The following is a 17,255-nucleotide window of genomic DNA, read 5'->3' as shown; positions in this document are numbered from 1 at the left end:
TATCCAACGATTCAGGATTTCCTGCAGTACAGGCAAGGGGGCTGACCTGACCCCAGGAAGGTTGGGATTCAGACCGCGCCCTCTCAGGTGTTGAGCGAGGGCGGGGAGCTGTCTTCCTTCGGGCGGGTCGGGATGCCACCATGCCACGAGCAGAAATCCCCTGAACTCATGTCCTCTGGCCGCGCCCAGCTTTCGAAGATTCGTCAGGTGCTCGTGGAACGGGCGGAAGCCCGGCTGAGCGACGCGGCCCTTCGTCTGCTCGTCGAGCAGACGGGCGAAGCGCTCCTGCTGATGGATGCCGCGGGCCATGTCCTGGCCTTCAACGCCGAGGCGGCGCACCAGTTCCGCATCCCCGCCCCCGAGCGCCTGGAACAAGGCTGCCTGCCTGGGTGCGACTGGGTGCGCCCGGAGAACGCGTCCGTGCCACTGGAAGTTTCTCCGCTGACGCGTGCGCTCGCGGGAGAAGGGGTTCGCGAGGAGCGCTGGGGACTGCGCCGGCCGGATGGCACGGTGGTGGTGCTCCGAGGCAGCGTGTTCCCGATATCGCCCGCCGGGGGCACGGAGGAGGCTCCGTCAGGGGTGCTCCTGCGTGCGCGGGAGGAGCTGCTGCCCCGCCTGGACGCGACGCGGGCCGCGAGGCTTCTGGCCGAGGCGGGCGCGCTGCTGGGCGCCGAGCTGGAGACCGAGGCGCAGATGGAGCCGCTGCTGCGGCTGCTGGTGCCCTCGCTGGCGGACGCGGGCATGCTCTTCCTGGGCTCGTCGGGCGAATCGGTGCGCGCCGTGGCCGCGGTGCACGCGGAGCCGGAGCGGCACGTGCTGCTCGTGGAGATGTTGTGCCGGTATCCGCCGGACACGCTGGACCCTCGGGGCCTGCCCTCCTTGTTCCTCACGGGCCGGACGGAGCGGACGGCGGAGCTGACAGAGGAGCATCAGGTGGCCCTCACGCGGGACGTGGAGCACGCGCGGCTCCTGCTCTCGCTGGGGCTGAGCAGCTACCTGGGCGTGCCGCTGGTGGCGCGCGGGCGCATCATCGGCGCGCTGGCGCTGTTCCGCACGGACGGGGCGCCGGCCTTCGGCGACGAGGACGAGCGACTGGCGGAGGAACTCTCGCGGCGCACGGCGCTGTCGCTGGACAACGCGCGGCTCTTGCGTGAGGCGCGCGAGGCGGTGCGCCTGCGCGACGAGTTCCTGGGCATCGCGAGTCACGAGCTGAAGACGCCGCTGACGCCGCTGCACCTCAAGGTGCAACTGCTCCAGAAGCAGGTGGACCTGCTGGCGGCGAATGGCAAGCCCGTGTCCGCGGAGCGCGTCTCCGAGACGCTGGACGTGGTGCAGCGCCAGGTGCGCAAGCTGACGAGCCTGGTGGACAACCTGCTGGACGTGTCGCGCATCACCGCCGGCCGCTTGAAGCTGGAGCTGGAGGAGATGGACCTGGCGAGCGTGGCGGCGGAAATCCTCTACCGCTTCGCGCCCTCCGCGGCCCAACTGCACTGCTCGCTGGAGATGCACGCGCCGGTGCCGGTGCTGGGCCGGTGGGACCGGCTGCGGCTGGAGCAGGTGGTGACCAACCTGCTCTCCAACGCGCTGAAGTACGGCGCGGGCCAGCCCGTGCTCCTGCGCGTGGAGGCGGACGGGCGCACCGCGCGCCTCATCGTGGAGGACGGGGGCATCGGCATCTCCGCGCGAGACCTGCCGCGCATCTTCGAGCGTTTCGAGCGCGCGGTGAGCGACAGGCACTACGGCGGCCTGGGCCTGGGGCTCTACATCACCCGGCAGATTGTCGAGGCCTTCGGCGGCACGGTGAAGGCCACCAGCGAGCTGGGGCGCGGCTCCACCTTCGTGCTGGAGCTGCCGCGCGGTGACATCCCGGAGGAGTGGCTGTCGGTGCCGGGCGCGCCCGAACCCAAGCCTTGAGGCGAGGGCCGTGGATGCTCAGGCCGCCACGTCGGTGACCTGGGGCTCGACGAGGCGAGGCAGGCGCACGTGGAAGGCGCTGCCCTGCTGTGGCCCCGGGCTCTCCGCCCAGATGGTGCCGCCGTGGCGGTCCACGATTTCGCGGCAGATGAAGAGGCCCAGGCCCAGGCCGCCGTAGTGCCGCGCGGTGGCGTTGGACGCGCGAGCGAATGGGCGGAACAGGCCCGCCAGGCTCTCCGGGGGAATGCCGATGCCCTGGTCCTTCACGTGGATGAGGACGTGGTCCGCCGCCTCCTCCAGCGTCACGCACACCGCGCCGCCCTGGGGCGAGTAGCGCACGGCGTTGCTCACCAGGTTGGTGATGACCTGGTCCAGCCGGGGCGCGTCCCAGTCGCCCTCCACGGGATGTTCGGGCACGCGCAGCTCGAAGGTGATGCCGCCCTCGCCGCGCAGCTCGAAGCGCTCCATCACCTCGCGCAGCACCGGCGTCAGGTCCACGCGCTGGCGTTCCAGCTCGAAGCGTCCGCCCTGGATGCGCGCGGTGTCGAGCAGGTCATCCACCAGTCGCGCCAGCCGCTCCGTCTGCCGGGCCATGGAGCGCAGCGCCTTGAGCAGCCGCTCGCGCTCCGGGAAGTCGCCGCTCTTCTCCAGGCGCTGGAGCGTGAGCGCGGCGAAGCCCTTGAGTGGCGTCAGCGGCGTGCGCAGCTCGTGGCTGGCCACGCTGAGGAACTCCTCGCGCGTGCGCACCGCTTCCTTCAGCTCCTGCTGCGCCGCGCCCGTGCGGTCCGCCATCTCGTTGAAGCCGCGCGCCAGCTCCCCCAGCTCGTCGTCCTCCTCCACCTCCACGCGTCGGGCCAGGTCACCCGCGGCCAGGGCGGCGGTGGCCTCGCGCAGCGTGTCGAGTCGGCGGATGACGTCGCGCGCGACCAGCTGGGAGAGGCCCAGGGCCATCAGCACGCCCATCAGCACCAGGCCCACCACCGCCGCGCTCATGCGCGTAATCGCCGCGTACGCGACGCCCAGCTCCTGCGTCACGACGACGCTCCACGGCGAGCCCTCCACCGGGGCTTCGGCCGCGAGCACGCGCCGGTCCGCCGCGTCGAAGGCCTCCAGCACGCCCCCGCCTGGACGCTCCAGTTCCTCGCGCAGCGCCTCCGGCAGGTGGGCTTCGCCCAACAACTGCGCGCCCTCCGCGGTGTCTCGAAGCACCTTCTGGCCGCGCCTATCCAACACCTGCACGCGGAAGCGCTGGGACGCGGGCGTGGCGGCCTCGCTCAGTCGCTCCAGGGACAAGAGGCCCACCAGCACTCCGCGCCGGGAGCCCTCCAGCTCGAACGGCAGGGCCACCGCCACCAGCGGATGGTTGTGCGGACGGATGAAGGGCAGCGACAGGGGCAGCTCGCCGGGCGCGGGGGGCTCGGGGAAGTACCCCTGGATGTTGAAGCCCCAGCCCTCCGGCCCCTCGGACGTGGCCAGCACCTGGGCGTTCTCGTCCATGGTCAACGCGGCGTGGAAGGTGCGCTCGCGCGCGGCGAGGTTCGCCAGGTACGGCTCCAGCCGCTCCCGCTCTCCGCTGGCGAGCGCCGCGCGGAAGCCCGGGGACTCCAGCAGCAGGTGCAGCGACTCGCGCGAGTCGTCCAGGTAGCGCCGCAGGAAGTCCGCCTCGCCCGCGGCGGCGTAGCGCGTGTCGTCGCGCACCTGCTTCTCGATGGCCCGCTGTGCCATGTACGCGGCGAGCCCGCCCAGCGCGAGCAGCGGCACCAGTCCGGCGAAGGCCAGCCCTCGCAGGAGCTTCCAGCCCACGGTGCGCGGCGCGCGCGGTCGCCAGTTCATCGCCTGGGCCACGCACGCGAGGGCCAGCACGGTGTACACGCTCGCGCCCAGCCACGCGGAGCCCCGGGCCAGCGCATAGGCCAACAGCCCGTAGGGCACCGCCAGCGCGCCCATCAGCAGCGAGGGCATGCGCGGGTGCAGCCAGCGCGCGGGCAAGAGCAGCCCCACGCCACCCACGGTGAACAGCAGCCCCACCACCGGGCGCAACGGGGACAGGTGCGCGTAGACGGACAAGGGGAAGCGCTCGGGCGCGGTGAGCAGCGCCACGCCGAAGGCGGTGCCGGTGAGGGCCGCCAGCATGCGCAGGGTGGGCCGCTGACGCATGGACGGCCATGCCTCTAGCAGCAGCCCGATGAAGAACAGCGGATACAGCACGATGCCCGTGAGGCTGCCGGGCATGACATTCAGCACCCACCAGTACAGGCCGATGGCCGCGCCGAGCAGCACGCGTCCGCCCACGTCCAGCCAGCGCGGGGCGCGCGGATACAAGAGCGCGCCCATCAAGCAGATGCTGCCGGTGAGGTAGGTGAGTCCCAGCAGGCGAACGTATGGGTAGAGCGGCCGGAACGCGGCCACGCGGAACTCGTACGGCACATACGTCATCAGCACGCCGAACAGCAGGCCGATGAGGGCGGCGGGCCACGTGAGTGGCAGCAGCGTCGAGTTGGAGGGCGCCTGGAGTGAACGCGGTGCGGGAAGTGGGAACATCTTCCTGGATTCACGCGTGTCAGGGCCCATGGGTTCTAGTGCTCGCTGACGTTTCGTCGGGGGCAGGACACCCCGGACGACAGGGGTGGGACACCCGGGCTCAGGCGACCTCGAGCACCGTCCACTCGCGCACCTCGCCCGCCAGGGTGACTTCGATGGTGTCGCCCGCCTTGCGGCCCATGAGCGCGCGGCCCACGGGGGAGGCGGGGGTGATGACGGACAGGAAGCCGTCGCCGCCGGGGCCGGTGAGCTCCGTGCCCGCGCCCACGGGCAGCACGAAGAAGGTGCGCTCGGCGAAGCCCTCTTCGTCCTCGGTGCTCACATCCACCAGCGCGCCCAGGCCCACGGGCCCCTGACGCGGGAAGCGCGGCACCGGCCCCTGGCCGAAGTTGGAGAGCGCCTTGAGCTCCTCCTGCACGCGACGGGCGCGATTCGCCTGTCCCGTGGCCAGGCTGCCGAACTCCAGCGCGGCGCGGCCGTCCTCTCGCTTCTCCGACTCGGTGGCCAGACTGCGGGCCGCCTCGCGGGCCTCGGCCTCGGCCCGGTGGGCCAGCCTGTCGCTCTGCTGGAGGCGCTCGGCGAGCTGGAGCATCAATGCCTGCTTGTCGAGTGACATGATGGCACAGAACTGTAGCGCCCCTCCGTGACACCTCCAGTTTTTGGCCTCTCGCCTGCGATGGAGTGCGGGCCGTGGATGCGGGCATGTGCGTGAAGGCCGGCGCGATGCGACATCCCCTGGGGCCTCCCGTTCTCCTGCCGGTACGTGGCCCGCGTCTTCGCGATGCTCTCAACAAGTAGGAGCCCGGTGTGAACGAGGAAGAACTGAGGGCGCGGGTGCGCGCCATCTCCGACGAGGTGATGGCCGGTGTGGCGAATGTGAATGTCGCGACGTATCCGACCTCCCGCACCGCGTTCGTGGGCATCGACTTGATTGATGAGAGAGTGGGACTCGTCATCACGCGTTTCCTCGCGTCGACGCGGGGCGAGGTGAGGTTTCCGCTGTGGGCCCGGCAGCGCGGGCTGTTCGAGCGGGCGACCGAGCTGGCGCGGCGGCTGGGGGCCCTGGACACCGGGCCGAACCCGGCCGACGACGTGCTGGAGCTGGAGGCGCTCGCGCTCGGCCAGGAGCTGCTCGAGCCCGCGGGGCAGGACGCGGCGACGGAGTGGCTCGATGACGGGCACCTCGCGGTGGGAATCGAGACGTTCGACGAGGAGGACTGGAGCTTCCGCTTCGAGGTGCTCGCCACGACACGCGGTGACGTGCCGATGCCAGGGCGGGCGCGGCGCTTGGGGTTGGAGTCGCAGGCGGAGGCGCTGGCGAAGCGACTGGGGGCTCTGGGCTTCGTGCCCGAGGTGGTGCTGCCCGAGGATGAGGTGGCGCTGGTGCCCGGCGTGGTGGAAGGCGTGATTCGGGTCTTCGAATACGGCCATCACCCGCTGGACAGGGTCTTCGACTACACGGGCAGCTCTGACTGGGACGACGTGGTGGATGTCCGGGTCCAGCGGAGGGTGATGGAGCAATTCCTCGCGTTCATCCGGGCTCGGGCGGAGGAGGAGAAGACGTGGCCGGAGGTCATTGACTCCGACCGGTTGGAGGCGGCCTTCCAGGAGCTGCGGCGCGAGGGCTTCGTCGCGGAGATGTCGGCCTCCACCACGATGAGCGGCGGGTGGGAGGTGTCCCGGGGCGTGGCGGATGAGCGCCGGGCGCGAGGGGAGACGATTCGGGGCACGGTGTTCTTCCACGAGCAGGACACGGACTCCGCCCTGGAGGGGCATCCGCTCCACCTGGCCTATGGCCTGGTGAACGACGTGGAGGACGACGACAGGGAAGGCGAGCTGTCGGAGGAAGAGGACGCGAAGGTGTCCGCGCAGGCGGAGGAGGTGGGCCGCGTCGTCGTGGAGACCCTGCGCAAGCACGGCTTCGAGCCGGAGTGGAATGGCAGCGCGCACTCCCGCATCGTCCTCATGCCCGCCTTCACCTGGCGGCGCCGGCGTGTGCATGTCGACACCACGGAGACGCTGAGGCTCGGCGCCCGGCAGTCCGCCATGAGCCTGCTGGTGGAGTTCCTTCCCCGGCTGAGGAGCCTCACGTTGGAGATGGACGGAGGGATGAAGCTGGAGGACGTGCGCTCGGACAGCGTGACGGAGCTCACCCTCGAGTACACGCGGGAGGATGACGCCCGCGACAGGCTGGATGGGCTCGTCGCCCTGGTGAAGCCGCGCTTCCCCAGTCTTCAGACGCTCATCGTCCAGTCGGAGGAGGACTTCTCGGAGACGGTGGACCTCCACGCGGGAGGGGCGGAGGAGTGAGTGGCGCGTTTCGCCGTGAAGGCAACACGGGCTCGTGTGAAGCGCGAGCCACTGTTGCCTGAATCAGGCATGCTGCCGCGCATGACGCCCCAGGAACTGTCCCAGAAGGCCCGGCAGCTCGTCGCGGATGGCGCGGTGCTGCTGGACGTGCGCACCCCCCAGGAGTTTCAGCAGGGCCACCCCGACGCCGCGCGCAACATCCCCGTGCAGGAGCTCGCCCAGCGCGTCGCCGAGGTGGGCCCGCCCGGCACCCCCGTGGTGGTGTATTGCGCCGCTGGTGGTCGCAGCGCGGTGGCCTCACAAATTTTGCGCGCCAATGGTTTCCCGGACGTGTTCGACCTGCGGTCCGTGAACAACTGGTAACCCCCTGTCCGGGCTGGAGGGGCCGGACGCGTGGCGCGTGACATGGGGCGCGGCTTGGAGCAGCGTGCCGCCGCTCCCGTCATGAATCGCACCGCTGGCTTCCTCATCGTGGCCCTGTCCGGAGCGTGCTTCGGCGCGCTCGGACTCTTCGGCCGCCTCGCCTATGCGGCGGGCGCGGACGTCTTCACGCTGCTCTTCCTGCGCTTCACGTTCGCCGGAGCGGTGCTGGCCGCCTTCATGGTGGCCATGCGCCAGCCGTTGCCGAAGGGCCGCCTGCTGGTGGGGCTCATCCTGCTGGGCGCGGTGGGCTATGTGAGCGAGGCGGGCGTGTACTTCGCCGCGCTCCAGTTTGCTCCCGCGGGGCTGGTGGCCCTGCTGCTGTATTCGTTCCCCGCGCTGGTGGCGCTTCTTCAAGTCCTGGTGTTCCGCGAGCGCCTGGGCCGGCTCAAGTGGGTGGCGGTGGTGCTGGCCCTGTGTGGCACGGGGCTGACGGCGGACCTGCGGCAGGGCGCGGTGACGCCGACGGGCGTCTTCCTGGGCCTGCTGTCCGCGCTGCTCTACGCGGTGTACGTCGTCACCAGCGCGAGGGTGGCGGGCAAGGCGGGGCCGCTGGTCTCCAGCACCGTCATCCTCTCGTCCGCGGGCCTCGTCTTCGGCCTGGCCATGCTGGTGAAGGGGCCGTCCTTTCCCACCACGGGCCTGGGCTGGGGCGCGGTGGTGGGGCTGTCGCTCATCTCCACCGTGGCCGCTGTCTTCCTCTTCTTCCTCGGCATGGCGCGCATCGGCCCGGTGAACACCTCGCTGGTGTCCAACATGGAGCCGCTGACGGCGGTGGTGCTGAGCGCGCTCTTCCTCGACGAGCGGCTCAGCCTGCGTCAGGTGTTTGGCGGCGCGCTCATCCTCACCGCCGCCGTGCTGCTGGCCCGCTCGGACACGCCGGGGGCGAACCTGAAGCCCCCCGAGGAAGCGACGGCCGAGGGGTCCGCGTAGCCCGCGCCGAGCGTTACCGGGACACGCGCCGCAGGAACTGGCTCACGTCGCGCACGAACGTCTGGGGAAGCTCCGCGTGGGGCGCGTGGCCGGTGTTCGGGTAGAGGATGAAGCGCGCATCGGGCAGCGCGTTGACGAGCGCCTGCTGCTGCGCGACGGGGAAGAAGCCGTCCTGGTCGCCGCCCACCACGAGCACGGGCACGCGGATGGAGCGCAGGCGCGAGGAGTGGTCCTCCGCGAGCATCCCGTCGAGCGTGTCCTGCCACACGCGCGCGGGGACCTTCAGGCTCTCCGAGATGAGCGTGTCCAGGTACGAGGCGGGGACGGGGCGTACGAAGGTGCTCGACTGGAACTCGCGGACGAAGTCCGGGTCCACGGTGCCCACCTGCTCGTCGACGACGGACTTGAGGAACAGCGCCACCTCGTTGCCGGCGACGGTGGGCGCCGAGCCGACCAGCACCAGGGCCTCCACGCGGCGCGGGAAGTCGAGCGCCACCTGCTGCGCGATGAAGCTGCCCATGGAGTGGCCGACGATGATGGCGCGCCGCTCGCCGACGGCGTCGAGGAAGGCGGCCACGTCCGCGGCGAAGAACTGCTGCGTGTAGCAACACACCGGGCGCGAGGAGTCCCCGTGTCCGCGCTGGTCCAGCGCGTAGATGTGGAAGTCACGGGAGAAGAGGGACAGGTTCAAGTCCCAGGTGTGGTGCGAGTCCGTGTAGCCATGAAGGAAGACCACGGCGGGGCCGTGGCGCGAGCCCTGCTCCACGTAGCGCAGCGTGACGCCGGTGCGCAGGCGGATGGAGCGCTCGCGGGGCGCGGAGGAGGACAGCTCGCTGGACTGCTCGGACAGTGCCTCGGATTGCGAAGGCGTCTCGGAAGGCGCGGGCTCGGAGGCGGGGCCACAGGCGAGAAGGGGCAGCGTGAGCAGGGCGGCGAGGAGCATCTTCATGGGTGCGTGCCTTGTTCAGAGCCGGCGGGAAATCCGCCGTGACGTCCATCATTCTACGACTACCTCTGACATTGCCTCCTCTGGCATGACGTCTGGGGTCGTATCCACTCAGGGACGAGGTGAACCAGACCCGGAAGCTGTGTCTGTCATCAACCGGGGCGGAAGGTTTCCGTCCGAGCGAAATCAAGTATCAGACATGTCTCAGCGCAGGAGTTGGAGGGCGTCGAGGAGGCTCGCGTCGGCGGGGCGGTCGTCGCGGTCGTCGCCGAGGTAGCGCCAGACGATGTGGCCCTGGGCATCGACGAGGAAGGTGGCGGGCCGGGCGATGTGGATGCCATCGAGGCCGAGCGCCTTGTAGACGTCATAGGCCTTGGCGACGGTGCGTTGTTCGTCGACGAGGAGGGGGAAGGGGAGGGCGTTGAGGGCGAGCCAACTCTTCACCCAGTGGCGGCCCTGGCAGACGACGCCGACGAGGTCCACGCCGCGCGCCTGCAGGGTGGTGTGCAGTGGGGAGAGGCGCTCCAGGAAGGCCTGGCAGGATGAGCACCAGGTGCCGCGCAGGAAGGTGATGAGGGTGGGGCGGCCGTGACGGAGCAGGGGGCGCTCGACGTCGTGGGCGGGGTCCAGCAGGAAGAATGACGGAGCGCGGAGCGGCTGAGTCGGGGCGGCGAGCTGCGGCATGGGGGCACGTCCTGGGGTGGCGCGAGCGTGCGCGCCATGTGACGAACCCTGGTACGTGCGACCCTTCCGGGAGGTTTCAGGAGGCTTCGTCGGCGTCCTTGGACTCTTCTTTTTCAGCGTCCGGTGCATCCGAGGAAGGGGCAGGTCCGTACACGGGCTCGCTGGAGGGGGCGGGGGACGGCTCCCTGTAGACGGGCTGGGTGTTGGACCGGGTGCTCGGGTGGTCGAAGCGGTCGATGGGGAGCAGTGGGGCAACCCACCAATAGTTGCTGCAGCCCGTGAGAAGCAGACCCGCGACAACGGCGATGGTGACGTGGCGCATGCGTGACTCCAACCGGCCCTGAGTGCCCGCACCATAACCGGGATTTCCGTGCAGGCGACTCGCGATGAATTCGCGGGGGAAAGGGCTCGCGAGGGGATGACACCTGGCTCGCGGAATTTGCGCATCCGGGCTGCCCGTACGGTGCGTTGCCCGGCACGACGCGCCGCGTCCTGGTGGTGAGCCTCCTGTAACCTTTCGCCCCCCATTTTCGTGGAGTCGTCGAGTGCTCGGGATTTTCCCGGGCATGACTCGACGGAGGGCGGACATGGAAGCGAAGAAGGTGGCGGTGGTGGGCGGCGGGCTGGGGGGACTGACGGCGGCGGCCCTGATGGCGCGCGGCGGCTGCGCGGTGACGCTGTACGAGCGCTCCAAACACCTGGGAGGACGCGCGCAGACGTCGGACGTGGAGGGCTTCCGTTTCAACCTGGGGCCGCACGCCCTCTACCGCGCGGGAGCCGCCATGCGGGTGCTCGGGCGCCTCGGGGTGAAGCCCCAGGGCGGAATCCCCGGCCAGTCGGGCGCGGCCTACGCCCTGCGCGCGGGCCGGCTGCACACCCTGCCGCGTGGCCCCGTGTCGCTGATGACCACGGACGTACTGAGCCTGCCCGGCAAGCTGGAGATGGCCCGGCTCCTCGCGAGCCTCCCCCGAATCGACCCGGACACCCTGGCGCACGTGTCCCTGCGCGAGTGGTTGAACACGCGCCTGTCTCGCGATGACGTGCGCGCCGTCATCGCCACACTGGCCCGCGTGGCCACCTACTGCGGAGACCTGGACGCGCTGAGCGCGCAGGTCGCGGTGACGCAGCTCCAGCTCGCGCTCGAGGCGAACGTGCTCTACCTCGACGACGGCTGGGCCGCGCTCGTGTCGTCGGTGGAGGCCGTCGCCCGCGATGCCGGAGTCACGCTGGAACTCTCCGCGAAAGTCGACGGTGTCGTCATCGAGTCGGGCCAGGTCCAGGGCCTGCGAATGGGCGACGGCACGGTGCGCGCCGCGGACGCGGTGGTGCTGGCCGGAAGCCCGGGTGACGTGTCCAGGCTCCTGCCCGAGGACACGGTGCTCGCGCGAGAGGCCGCCGAGTCGACGCCGGTGAAGGCAGCCACGCTGGAGCTGGGCCTGTCGCGGCTGCCGAGGCCCGAGGCGCTGTTCGCGCTCGGCATCGATGGTCCATGGTACGTCTCCGTGCACTCGGCCGTCGCGAAGCTGGGGCCGGAGGGAGGCGCCATGGTGCACGTCATGAAGTACCTCGCGACGCCCGACACCGAGGCGACCGAAGCCGAGCTGGAGGCGGTGATGGACGTGCTGCAACCCGGCTGGCGCGCGCACCTCGTCGCCCGGCGCTTCCGACCCTCGCTGGTGGTGAGCCACCGGATTCCCACGGCGAAGTCGGGAGGACTCGCGGGCCGCCCGCCGTCGGAGGTGCCTCACGTGCGCGGCCTCTACCGCGTGGGGGACTGGGTGGGCGACGAGGGCATGCTGGTGGACGCGTCCTTCGCCAGCGCGGAGTCGGTGGAGCGAGCCCTGCTGCGCCATCGCCACGAGGAGCCGCGCCTCGCGGTGGGAGCCTGAGACATGGCGGACCAGGAGCACGGCGCGTTGGCGCGGGCGGCACGGGAGCACGAGCGCTACCTCTGGGGGCTGTGCTACCGCATGACCGGCGTGGCCGCGGACGCGGACGAACTGGTGCAGGAGACCTTCGCCCGCGCGCTGACCTCCCCTCCGGAGCGTCACGAGGAGCTGCGCCCCTGGCTGACGCGCGTGGCGGTGAACCTCTCGCGAGACGCCCTGCGCCGCCGCCGACGCGAGGGCTACATCGGCCCCTGGCTGCCCTCGCCGCTGGAGACTGGTGACGAAGAGGTGCCGCCCGCGGTGGAGGCGCGGCTGCCGGGCGGCGGCTCGACGGAGGGCCGCTACGAACTGCTGGAGAGTGTCTCCTTCGCGTTCCTGCTGTCGCTGGAGGCCCTGACCCCCAAGCAGCGCGCCGTGCTGCTCCTGCGCGACGTGTTCGACTCCACCGTGCACGAGGTGGCCGAGGCGCTGGGCATGACCGAGTCCAACGTGAAGGTCGTGCATCACCGCGCCCGAGCGGCCATGGCGGCCTATGACGGCGCGCGCTGCCTGCCGACGAAGGACCTCCAACAACGCACCCGCGCGGCGCTCGAAGGCTTCCTCGGCGCGCTATTGGCCGGAGACGTGGCGGCGGCCGAGGCGCTGCTCGCCCACGACGTGCTGACCCTGACGGACGGGAGGGGCGAGGTGCGCGCGGCCCACGTGCCCCTGGTGGGCCCCAAGCGCGTGCTGACGTTCCTGACGCGGCTGATGGAGCAGCGCGGGACTCCCCTCGCGGTGGAACTCCAGTGGCTCAATGGCCTGCCCGCGCTGGTGCTGGTGTACCCGCCCGGAAAGGACCCGCTGCTCGCCACGCGCGCGGTGGTCCGCGTGGAGCTGGGAGCGGACGGCCGCATCGCGCACATCCACTCGGTGCTCACCCAGCGCAAGCTCTCCGCCGTGCGCATGCCCACGCCCGCGTGAGTCGAGCGGAGCACCCGGGCGCGGCGACGTCACCCGGCCCGGACAGCAGAAGGCCCTCGCGAACCACCGCGAGGGCCTCGGGGAACGACGTCCTGCCTACCGTGCCGCGCCCAGTGTGTTCCCGGGGGGCGCTGAAGGCGCGCGCGACTCGCGGCGGCGCAACAGCCCCCACACTCCATAGGCCACCAGCGCGAAGCAGCCATATTGCGCGGGCGTCAGGCCGAAGTAGCGCGCGTCCACGTAGTTCATGTCCGTGGCGCGCAGGAAGTCGAAGCTGAACCGGCACGCTGCGTACAGCAGCGAGAGCAGCGGCAGCAGCCGTCCCTTCATCTTCTCCACGTCGCGCAGCGCGTACAGCAGGCCGGAGATGAGGAAGAGGGCAATGGCGTCGTACATGCCCAGGTCGTGCCGGGCCCCGTTGGGGAACGCCACCGCGAGGAAGAAGTCGGTGCGCACGCCCGGATGGTCATGCACCGCGAAGCAGCCCAGCCGCGCCACCGCCCAGCCCGGCGCCACGCCCAGGGCGAACGCGTCCGCGTAGTCGTTGAAGCGCAGCTTCCGGTGCCGGAAGAAGAAGATGGCCGCGATGATGCCGCCCACCAGGCCGCCGAAGGACGACAGCCCGTCCCACACCTTCAGAATCTGGAGCGGCCCCTTGGCCAGCTCCTCCGGGTGGTAGAAGAACAGGTGCACCCAGTGGCCCACCAGCACGCCCACGCCCACGCCCCAGGGGGCGTAGTCGGCGAGCGGCGTCGGGTCCAACCCTTGGCGCTGCGCCTGGCGACCGAGCAACCGCGCGGCCAGCAGGATGCCCACGGCGACGAAGATGCCGAAGGGCTCGATGGTGAGGGGCCCCAGCTTCAGCGAAGGGGCATGCCAGTAGGGAATCACGTCGATGGCTCCAGGGGGCGTACCGTCCCACCCACTTAATCCGTCGTGGGGGACGTAGGCGAACAATTGTGGGGGCGCGAACTTCCCCCTCCCTCCCCGCCTCCTCCGACACCCCAGGTCGGCTGGCGGACACCGCTCGTGTGACGCTCCGAGCAGTCAGGGGGGCCTCCTTCATACTTCCCGACGCTCCGGAAAGTCCCGTTAGGACCGATTCAGGGGGGCTCGTGCGTCTACAGCATGGAATCCCTGGTTTAATTGTCAGGCCCGTCCTGTCCAATCTCACAATGGGTTCAGGGATTCCTGGAGGAGAGCGCGAAGCCATGGAAGGGCGAACCCCAGCCACCGCAGGTCGGGCGCCAGTGACGGCGACGGGCCGGGGTGTGCGCGGGCTCGCACGCGAGGACGCGGTGGCGTCCTTGAAGTCCTGGGGAGTCGGGGGCCGGAGGGCTGCCCCACGCAGCGAGGAGGTCTCATGCGCCGGGGGGGAGGACCCGGCTGTTCGGCGCCGCTCAGCGCGCGCCATCCACATCCGCCGGGCTCGCGAGGCTCCGGGCGCGGCGGACGCAGCTTGGGTGCCGGTGGCCCTTGCCTCACGCCGCCAGCGTTGCACGGTCGTTCAAGGAGTAGACAACCCATGAAGTCCTACCTGTTGGTTCCCAAGGAGTCCATCGAAACGCAGGCCCGCGTCGGGCCTCGCGGTACGCAGCAAGGCGAGCGCGTGCTGCCGCGCACCACGGCACTTCGCTTCGCGGTCGCCAACCGCGCACCGGACACCCTGTCGTCGCTGGGCCTGCGCTCGGCCACGCTGCCCGGCCCGCGTCCGGCCGTCAGCGGCCAGGAAGAGCGCAAGCGCGTGGCGAAGGGGTCCAAAATCAAGCGCCCCACCACGCGCGGCGCCGACGCCTCGACGACGCCGCTGCCGGGCTCGCCCGTGACGGAGCAGACCGGCAGCGAGGCGGGCAGCTTCCGCTTCATGCCGCTCATCGGCGCCACCATGGCCCACTTCTACTCGGAGGCCACGGAGGCCGAAGCGCGCGGCGAGCTGTCCGCGGACTTCGAGTTCATCCCCGACGTCGTGCCCCTGTCCTTCCCCGGCCCCGTGTCGGCGGGACAGTCCGGTCCGCGCAACCGGGGCATGAGCTCGCTGGCCGAACGCGAGTGGCCCGAGGAGAGCGGTGTGCCCCTGGCCCACGCCCAGGGCATCCGCGGCGCCGGAGTGTTGCTCGGCGTGCTCGACACCGGCGTGGACGCCGACCACCCCGAGCACGCCGCCAAGGTCATCCAGTTCCGCTACGTGTCGCTGTTCCCCAACTCGCCGCACAATCCGGCACGCGACATCCGCGGCTTCGACCCGGATGGCCACGGCACGCACGTGTGCGGCATCGCCGCGGGCACGCACCACGGCGTCGCTCCGGAGGTCGACCTCTACGTCGCGTCCGTCATCGAATCGGAGACCATCCGCACCAGCCTGGGCCGCGTGGCCGCCGGCATGGAGTGGCTGCTGCACCAGTTCAGCAGCCCGCAGAACGTCACCCGTCCCGCCGTCGTCAATCTCTCGCTGGGCTTCCCGCTCAAGCCGCCTCCGGGCATCTCCGAGGCGGACTACAAGCTCAACCAGCGCGCGCTCCAGACGATGATTCGTCGGCTGCTCGACAGCAACGTCCTGCCTGTTGTCGCGGCAGGCAACAGTGGACCCGACACGGTTGGTTATCCAGCCGCCTTTGACGAGTCCCTGGCCGTTGGTGCAGTCGACTTCGAGCGCAACGTGGCTCATTTCTCCGCCAGCGGTGTCGTGGAGCGCCGCGTCGTGCCCGACATCATGGGTTACGGAGTGAACGTGTATTCCAGCACTGAAAGGCGCTGCAACAATCAGGCGTTCTACGAGCGAATGAGTGGCACGAGCATGGCGGCGCCTTATGTAGCGGGTATCGCGGCGCTCTATCGGTGTCGTGCCCCTGACTTGACGGCGCTCGAGGTGCGGGATTTGATTTTGGCCAATGCGGTCAAACTTCCTCGCTCAAGCGGACACCGGACAGGCAAGGGCCTGGCTGTATTCAGGTGACGGCGGTGGGTTGAAGCCGGGGTCGGCGCCAGTGGAGCGCCGGGCCCGGGGGAGGATGAGGCCATGAGCAGAAAGATTGGCGAGCCGGGGGACGGCTTCGCTGCGGGCATGCCCCGCGTGTCCTCGGCGGTCCGTCCGCTGCCCGGCCTGGCCGGGGCGAGGACGCAGCCGGAGTGGATAGACATCACGGTGATGCCTCGCGAGGAGCCCAAGGCGCCTCGAGGGCACGCCCCTGTCCGTCCTCCGCCCTTGTCACGGGCGGAGGTCCAACGGGCCGGGCTGGCGGAGAGCGCTCGCTTCCACGAGAGCTTCATGCGCTGGCTCGAGGCGCACCACCTCCTGGGCTCCGTGCGTTCGGTGAGCGAGCCGGGCTCGTTGCCCATGCTCCACCTGCGCTGCGCGCCGCGCGTGCTGGACCAGCTGCGGCGTGCTCCGGAGTTCGAGGCGGGCGCGATGATGCCCGTCGACCTCTACTAGCGGTGGGTGCCCCTCGCCGTGCACCCCTGGTCTGGGCTCCCCATCCGATGCTGCGGAGGGCGGCCCGCGGTGGCTTGTCCCACCATGCGCGATGCCCGTGGGCTGCTCGCGTGGGAGAAGGGGAGGGGACGCCGTCTCCTTTCCGGGAAACGCACGGGCTCTCCGCTTCTTCCTGATTAACGTAGAAAGTCGCGATTCTCATGTCATCCCGCAATCGCCCCGCGGGGCATGTGGGCGTCGTGGGGCGGTCGAAAGAGGACAGCCGCGAGAGCGGAGTATGTTCTCGGTGTCTTGATGTGAGCGGACATCGCCTATGGGTCGGAAGAAGTCGCAGCTCCTCATGAGGGACCAGTATGGGTGCTTGGTGGTCGCGCGGCGTGCCGCTCAGGTCATCCGGACTCGGCTTTCGGGAGTGGAGGGGCCGCATGTTCTTCGGGTCGAGGATGCTCGCTACGAGCCTTGGGGCGACCTCACGGAAGAACACCGGAATGAGTTAGGCGCGGTCACCGAGCATGTATGGCAAGTGAAGAGGCAGCACGGCGCGCTTACTCGCGAGGATATGGAGACTCTCCTTGGTGCGCTAGCGCGCTACCCGGCGGTAAGGGCTCACCTGGCGCTCTACAGCATGGTGGACGTGACGAGTTTGGGCCCACTTGGCGTGCTCGCCGACCTGTGTGCGCGACTCCAAGAGGTGGGCCTAGACATGGGCGGTGACCTTGCCCTGAGCAAGAAGGAGCGGGTGTGGATTCAGCTCATTCAGAGACTCCTGGGAAGCAGTTCCGAGCTTGATGCGCTGAAGCTGCTCGGGCGTTTGGAGTTACACACGCTCGGCGCTGAGCGAGAATATCGGCAGGGGACCCAGGATCTCCTCGACAGATATGTCGAAAACGCCGAACAGGTTCATCAGCGATTGATGGCGTTTCTAGCGGCGCACGCGGATGGCGCTATACCGATGACCTTCGAGCTTCTCGAAGCCAAGGTGCTAAGTGGGGTCACTCGTCGCCTCGTCTCGGGTTCGGCTTCGCTGGCGCTGGAGCCCCCCTGTGTCAGGGAAGATGTCGCCTCGGCTGACGCGCCGAGCTGACGACGCCCTGGGGGCGAGCGCAGGCGGTTGAAGTGCCGTACACAGACGCATTCAAGGCGCAGATGGTGAAGCGGATGATGGGCCCGAGCGCGGTGAATGCCTCGACGCTGGCCCGGCAGGTAGGAGTGTCCCAACCGACGT

The 17,255-nt window shown here is 70.1% G+C and carries 15 protein-coding genes; 9 read left to right on the top strand and 6 right to left on the bottom strand.

Annotated features, from left to right (window positions below; translation table 11 throughout):
* The first annotated feature begins 168 nt into the window (after positions 1 to 168).
* Positions 169 to 1,914: a HAMP domain-containing sensor histidine kinase gene (locus HUA74_RS20825; protein WP_174455912.1), complete on the top strand. Its 1,746-nt coding sequence runs from the start codon at positions 169 to 171 to the stop codon at positions 1,912 to 1,914.
* An 18-nt stretch (positions 1,915 to 1,932) separates the two neighbouring features.
* On the opposite strand, the gene HUA74_RS20820 is transcribed toward HUA74_RS20825, so the two are convergent.
* Positions 1,933 to 4,455: a sensor histidine kinase gene (locus HUA74_RS20820; protein WP_254613989.1), complete on the bottom strand. Its 2,523-nt coding sequence runs from the start codon at positions 4,453 to 4,455 to the stop codon at positions 1,933 to 1,935.
* A 100-nt stretch (positions 4,456 to 4,555) separates the two neighbouring features.
* A complete protein-coding gene (locus HUA74_RS20815; RefSeq protein WP_141641679.1) occupies positions 4,556 to 5,071 on the bottom strand; it encodes a GreA/GreB family elongation factor in 516 nt (171 codons plus the stop codon).
* A 191-nt stretch (positions 5,072 to 5,262) separates the two neighbouring features.
* On the opposite strand from HUA74_RS20815, the gene HUA74_RS20810 reads away from it, so the two are divergent.
* The 3 genes from HUA74_RS20810 (at position 5,263) to HUA74_RS20800 (ending at position 8,118) form a co-directional block, all read left to right on the top strand.
* Positions 5,263 to 6,765 (top strand): hypothetical protein, encoded by a 1,503-nt coding sequence (locus HUA74_RS20810; protein WP_174455910.1) that lies wholly within the window; start codon positions 5,263 to 5,265, stop codon positions 6,763 to 6,765.
* An 81-nt stretch (positions 6,766 to 6,846) separates the two neighbouring features.
* A complete protein-coding gene (locus HUA74_RS20805; RefSeq protein ID WP_174456228.1) occupies positions 6,847 to 7,128 on the top strand; it encodes a rhodanese-like domain-containing protein in 282 nt (93 codons plus the stop codon).
* Positions 7,129 to 7,158: 30 nt separating this feature from the next.
* The gene (locus tag HUA74_RS20800; protein WP_371817279.1) at positions 7,159 to 8,118 is read left to right on the top strand and encodes a DMT family transporter; all 960 of its coding nucleotides are present in this window, start codon (positions 7,159 to 7,161) and stop codon (positions 8,116 to 8,118) included.
* Positions 8,119 to 8,131: 13 nt separating this feature from the next.
* Here HUA74_RS20800 and HUA74_RS20795 read toward each other — a convergent pair whose 3' ends face one another.
* From HUA74_RS20795 to HUA74_RS20785, 3 genes are all read right to left on the bottom strand, one after another.
* Positions 8,132 to 9,067, bottom strand: coding sequence for an alpha/beta fold hydrolase (locus tag HUA74_RS20795; protein ID WP_174455909.1), 936 nt, complete (start codon positions 9,065 to 9,067; stop codon positions 8,132 to 8,134).
* A gap of 201 nt (positions 9,068 to 9,268) precedes the next feature.
* The gene (locus HUA74_RS20790; RefSeq protein WP_174455908.1) at positions 9,269 to 9,748 is read right to left on the bottom strand and encodes a peroxiredoxin; all 480 of its coding nucleotides are present in this window, start codon (positions 9,746 to 9,748) and stop codon (positions 9,269 to 9,271) included.
* A gap of 76 nt (positions 9,749 to 9,824) precedes the next feature.
* Entirely contained in the window at positions 9,825 to 10,070 is a 246-nt protein-coding gene (locus HUA74_RS20785) for a hypothetical protein (RefSeq protein ID WP_174455907.1), read from the bottom strand.
* Positions 10,071 to 10,335: 265 nt separating this feature from the next.
* Here HUA74_RS20785 and HUA74_RS20780 point away from each other — a divergent pair, with 265 nt between their 5' ends.
* Positions 10,336 to 11,637 (top strand): NAD(P)/FAD-dependent oxidoreductase, encoded by a 1,302-nt coding sequence (locus HUA74_RS20780; RefSeq protein WP_174455906.1) that lies wholly within the window; start codon positions 10,336 to 10,338, stop codon positions 11,635 to 11,637.
* A gap of 3 nt (positions 11,638 to 11,640) precedes the next feature.
* Positions 11,641 to 12,600, top strand: coding sequence for a sigma-70 family RNA polymerase sigma factor (locus HUA74_RS20775; protein WP_174455905.1), 960 nt, complete (start codon positions 11,641 to 11,643; stop codon positions 12,598 to 12,600).
* A 96-nt stretch (positions 12,601 to 12,696) separates the two neighbouring features.
* Here the strand turns inward: HUA74_RS20775 and HUA74_RS20770 are convergent, their stop codons facing one another.
* Entirely contained in the window at positions 12,697 to 13,491 is a 795-nt protein-coding gene (locus tag HUA74_RS20770; RefSeq protein WP_174455904.1) for a prolipoprotein diacylglyceryl transferase family protein, read from the bottom strand.
* Between the two features lie 634 nt (positions 13,492 to 14,125).
* Between HUA74_RS20770 and HUA74_RS20765 the strand changes: the two genes are divergently transcribed.
* The 3 genes from HUA74_RS20765 to HUA74_RS20755 all read left to right on the top strand — a co-directional run bounded on the left by HUA74_RS20765 (position 14,126) and on the right by HUA74_RS20755 (position 17,114).
* On the top strand, positions 14,126 to 15,553 hold the full coding sequence (locus tag HUA74_RS20765) for a S8 family serine peptidase (RefSeq protein WP_141646416.1): 1,428 nt from the start codon (positions 14,126 to 14,128) through the stop codon (positions 15,551 to 15,553).
* Positions 15,554 to 15,616: 63 nt separating this feature from the next.
* Positions 15,617 to 16,030, top strand: coding sequence for a hypothetical protein (locus HUA74_RS20760; RefSeq protein WP_174455903.1), 414 nt, complete (start codon positions 15,617 to 15,619; stop codon positions 16,028 to 16,030).
* Between the two features lie 313 nt (positions 16,031 to 16,343).
* A complete protein-coding gene (locus HUA74_RS20755) occupies positions 16,344 to 17,114 on the top strand; it encodes a hypothetical protein (protein ID WP_174455902.1) in 771 nt (256 codons plus the stop codon).
* The last annotated feature ends 141 nt before the right edge of the window (positions 17,115 to 17,255 follow it).

Origin of the sequence: Myxococcus sp. CA051A, from assembly GCF_013336705.1 — a bacterium.
In the GTDB taxonomy this organism is placed as follows: domain Bacteria; phylum Myxococcota; class Myxococcia; order Myxococcales; family Myxococcaceae; genus Myxococcus; species Myxococcus llanfairpwllgwyngyllgogerychwyrndrobwllllantysiliogogogochensis.
Note: the sequence above shows the minus strand (reverse complement) of the source record. Positions and strands in the feature narration are given on the sequence as shown.

What these genes read in the sequence shown, in the direction of transcription:
- HUA74_RS20790 (WP_174455908.1), bottom strand. Translation starts at nt 9,748, where the DNA reads ATGCCGCAGCTCGCCGCCCCGACTCAGCCGCTCCGCGCTCCGTCATTC.
- HUA74_RS20825 (WP_174455912.1), top strand. Translation starts at nt 169, where the DNA reads ATGTCCTCTGGCCGCGCCCAGCTTTCGAAGATTCGTCAGGTGCTCGTG.
- HUA74_RS20805 (WP_174456228.1), top strand. Translation starts at nt 6,847, where the DNA reads ATGACGCCCCAGGAACTGTCCCAGAAGGCCCGGCAGCTCGTCGCGGAT.
- HUA74_RS20785 (WP_174455907.1), bottom strand. Translation starts at nt 10,070, where the DNA reads ATGCGCCACGTCACCATCGCCGTTGTCGCGGGTCTGCTTCTCACGGGC.
- HUA74_RS20755 (WP_174455902.1), top strand. Translation starts at nt 16,344, where the DNA reads ATGGGTCGGAAGAAGTCGCAGCTCCTCATGAGGGACCAGTATGGGTGC.
- HUA74_RS20775 (WP_174455905.1), top strand. Translation starts at nt 11,641, where the DNA reads ATGGCGGACCAGGAGCACGGCGCGTTGGCGCGGGCGGCACGGGAGCAC.
- HUA74_RS20765 (WP_141646416.1), top strand. Translation starts at nt 14,126, where the DNA reads ATGAAGTCCTACCTGTTGGTTCCCAAGGAGTCCATCGAAACGCAGGCC.
- HUA74_RS20780 (WP_174455906.1), top strand. Translation starts at nt 10,336, where the DNA reads ATGGAAGCGAAGAAGGTGGCGGTGGTGGGCGGCGGGCTGGGGGGACTG.
- HUA74_RS20820 (WP_254613989.1), bottom strand. Translation starts at nt 4,455, where the DNA reads ATGTTCCCACTTCCCGCACCGCGTTCACTCCAGGCGCCCTCCAACTCG.
- HUA74_RS20795 (WP_174455909.1), bottom strand. Translation starts at nt 9,067, where the DNA reads ATGAAGATGCTCCTCGCCGCCCTGCTCACGCTGCCCCTTCTCGCCTGT.
- HUA74_RS20815 (WP_141641679.1), bottom strand. Translation starts at nt 5,071, where the DNA reads ATGTCACTCGACAAGCAGGCATTGATGCTCCAGCTCGCCGAGCGCCTC.
- HUA74_RS20760 (WP_174455903.1), top strand. Translation starts at nt 15,617, where the DNA reads ATGAGCAGAAAGATTGGCGAGCCGGGGGACGGCTTCGCTGCGGGCATG.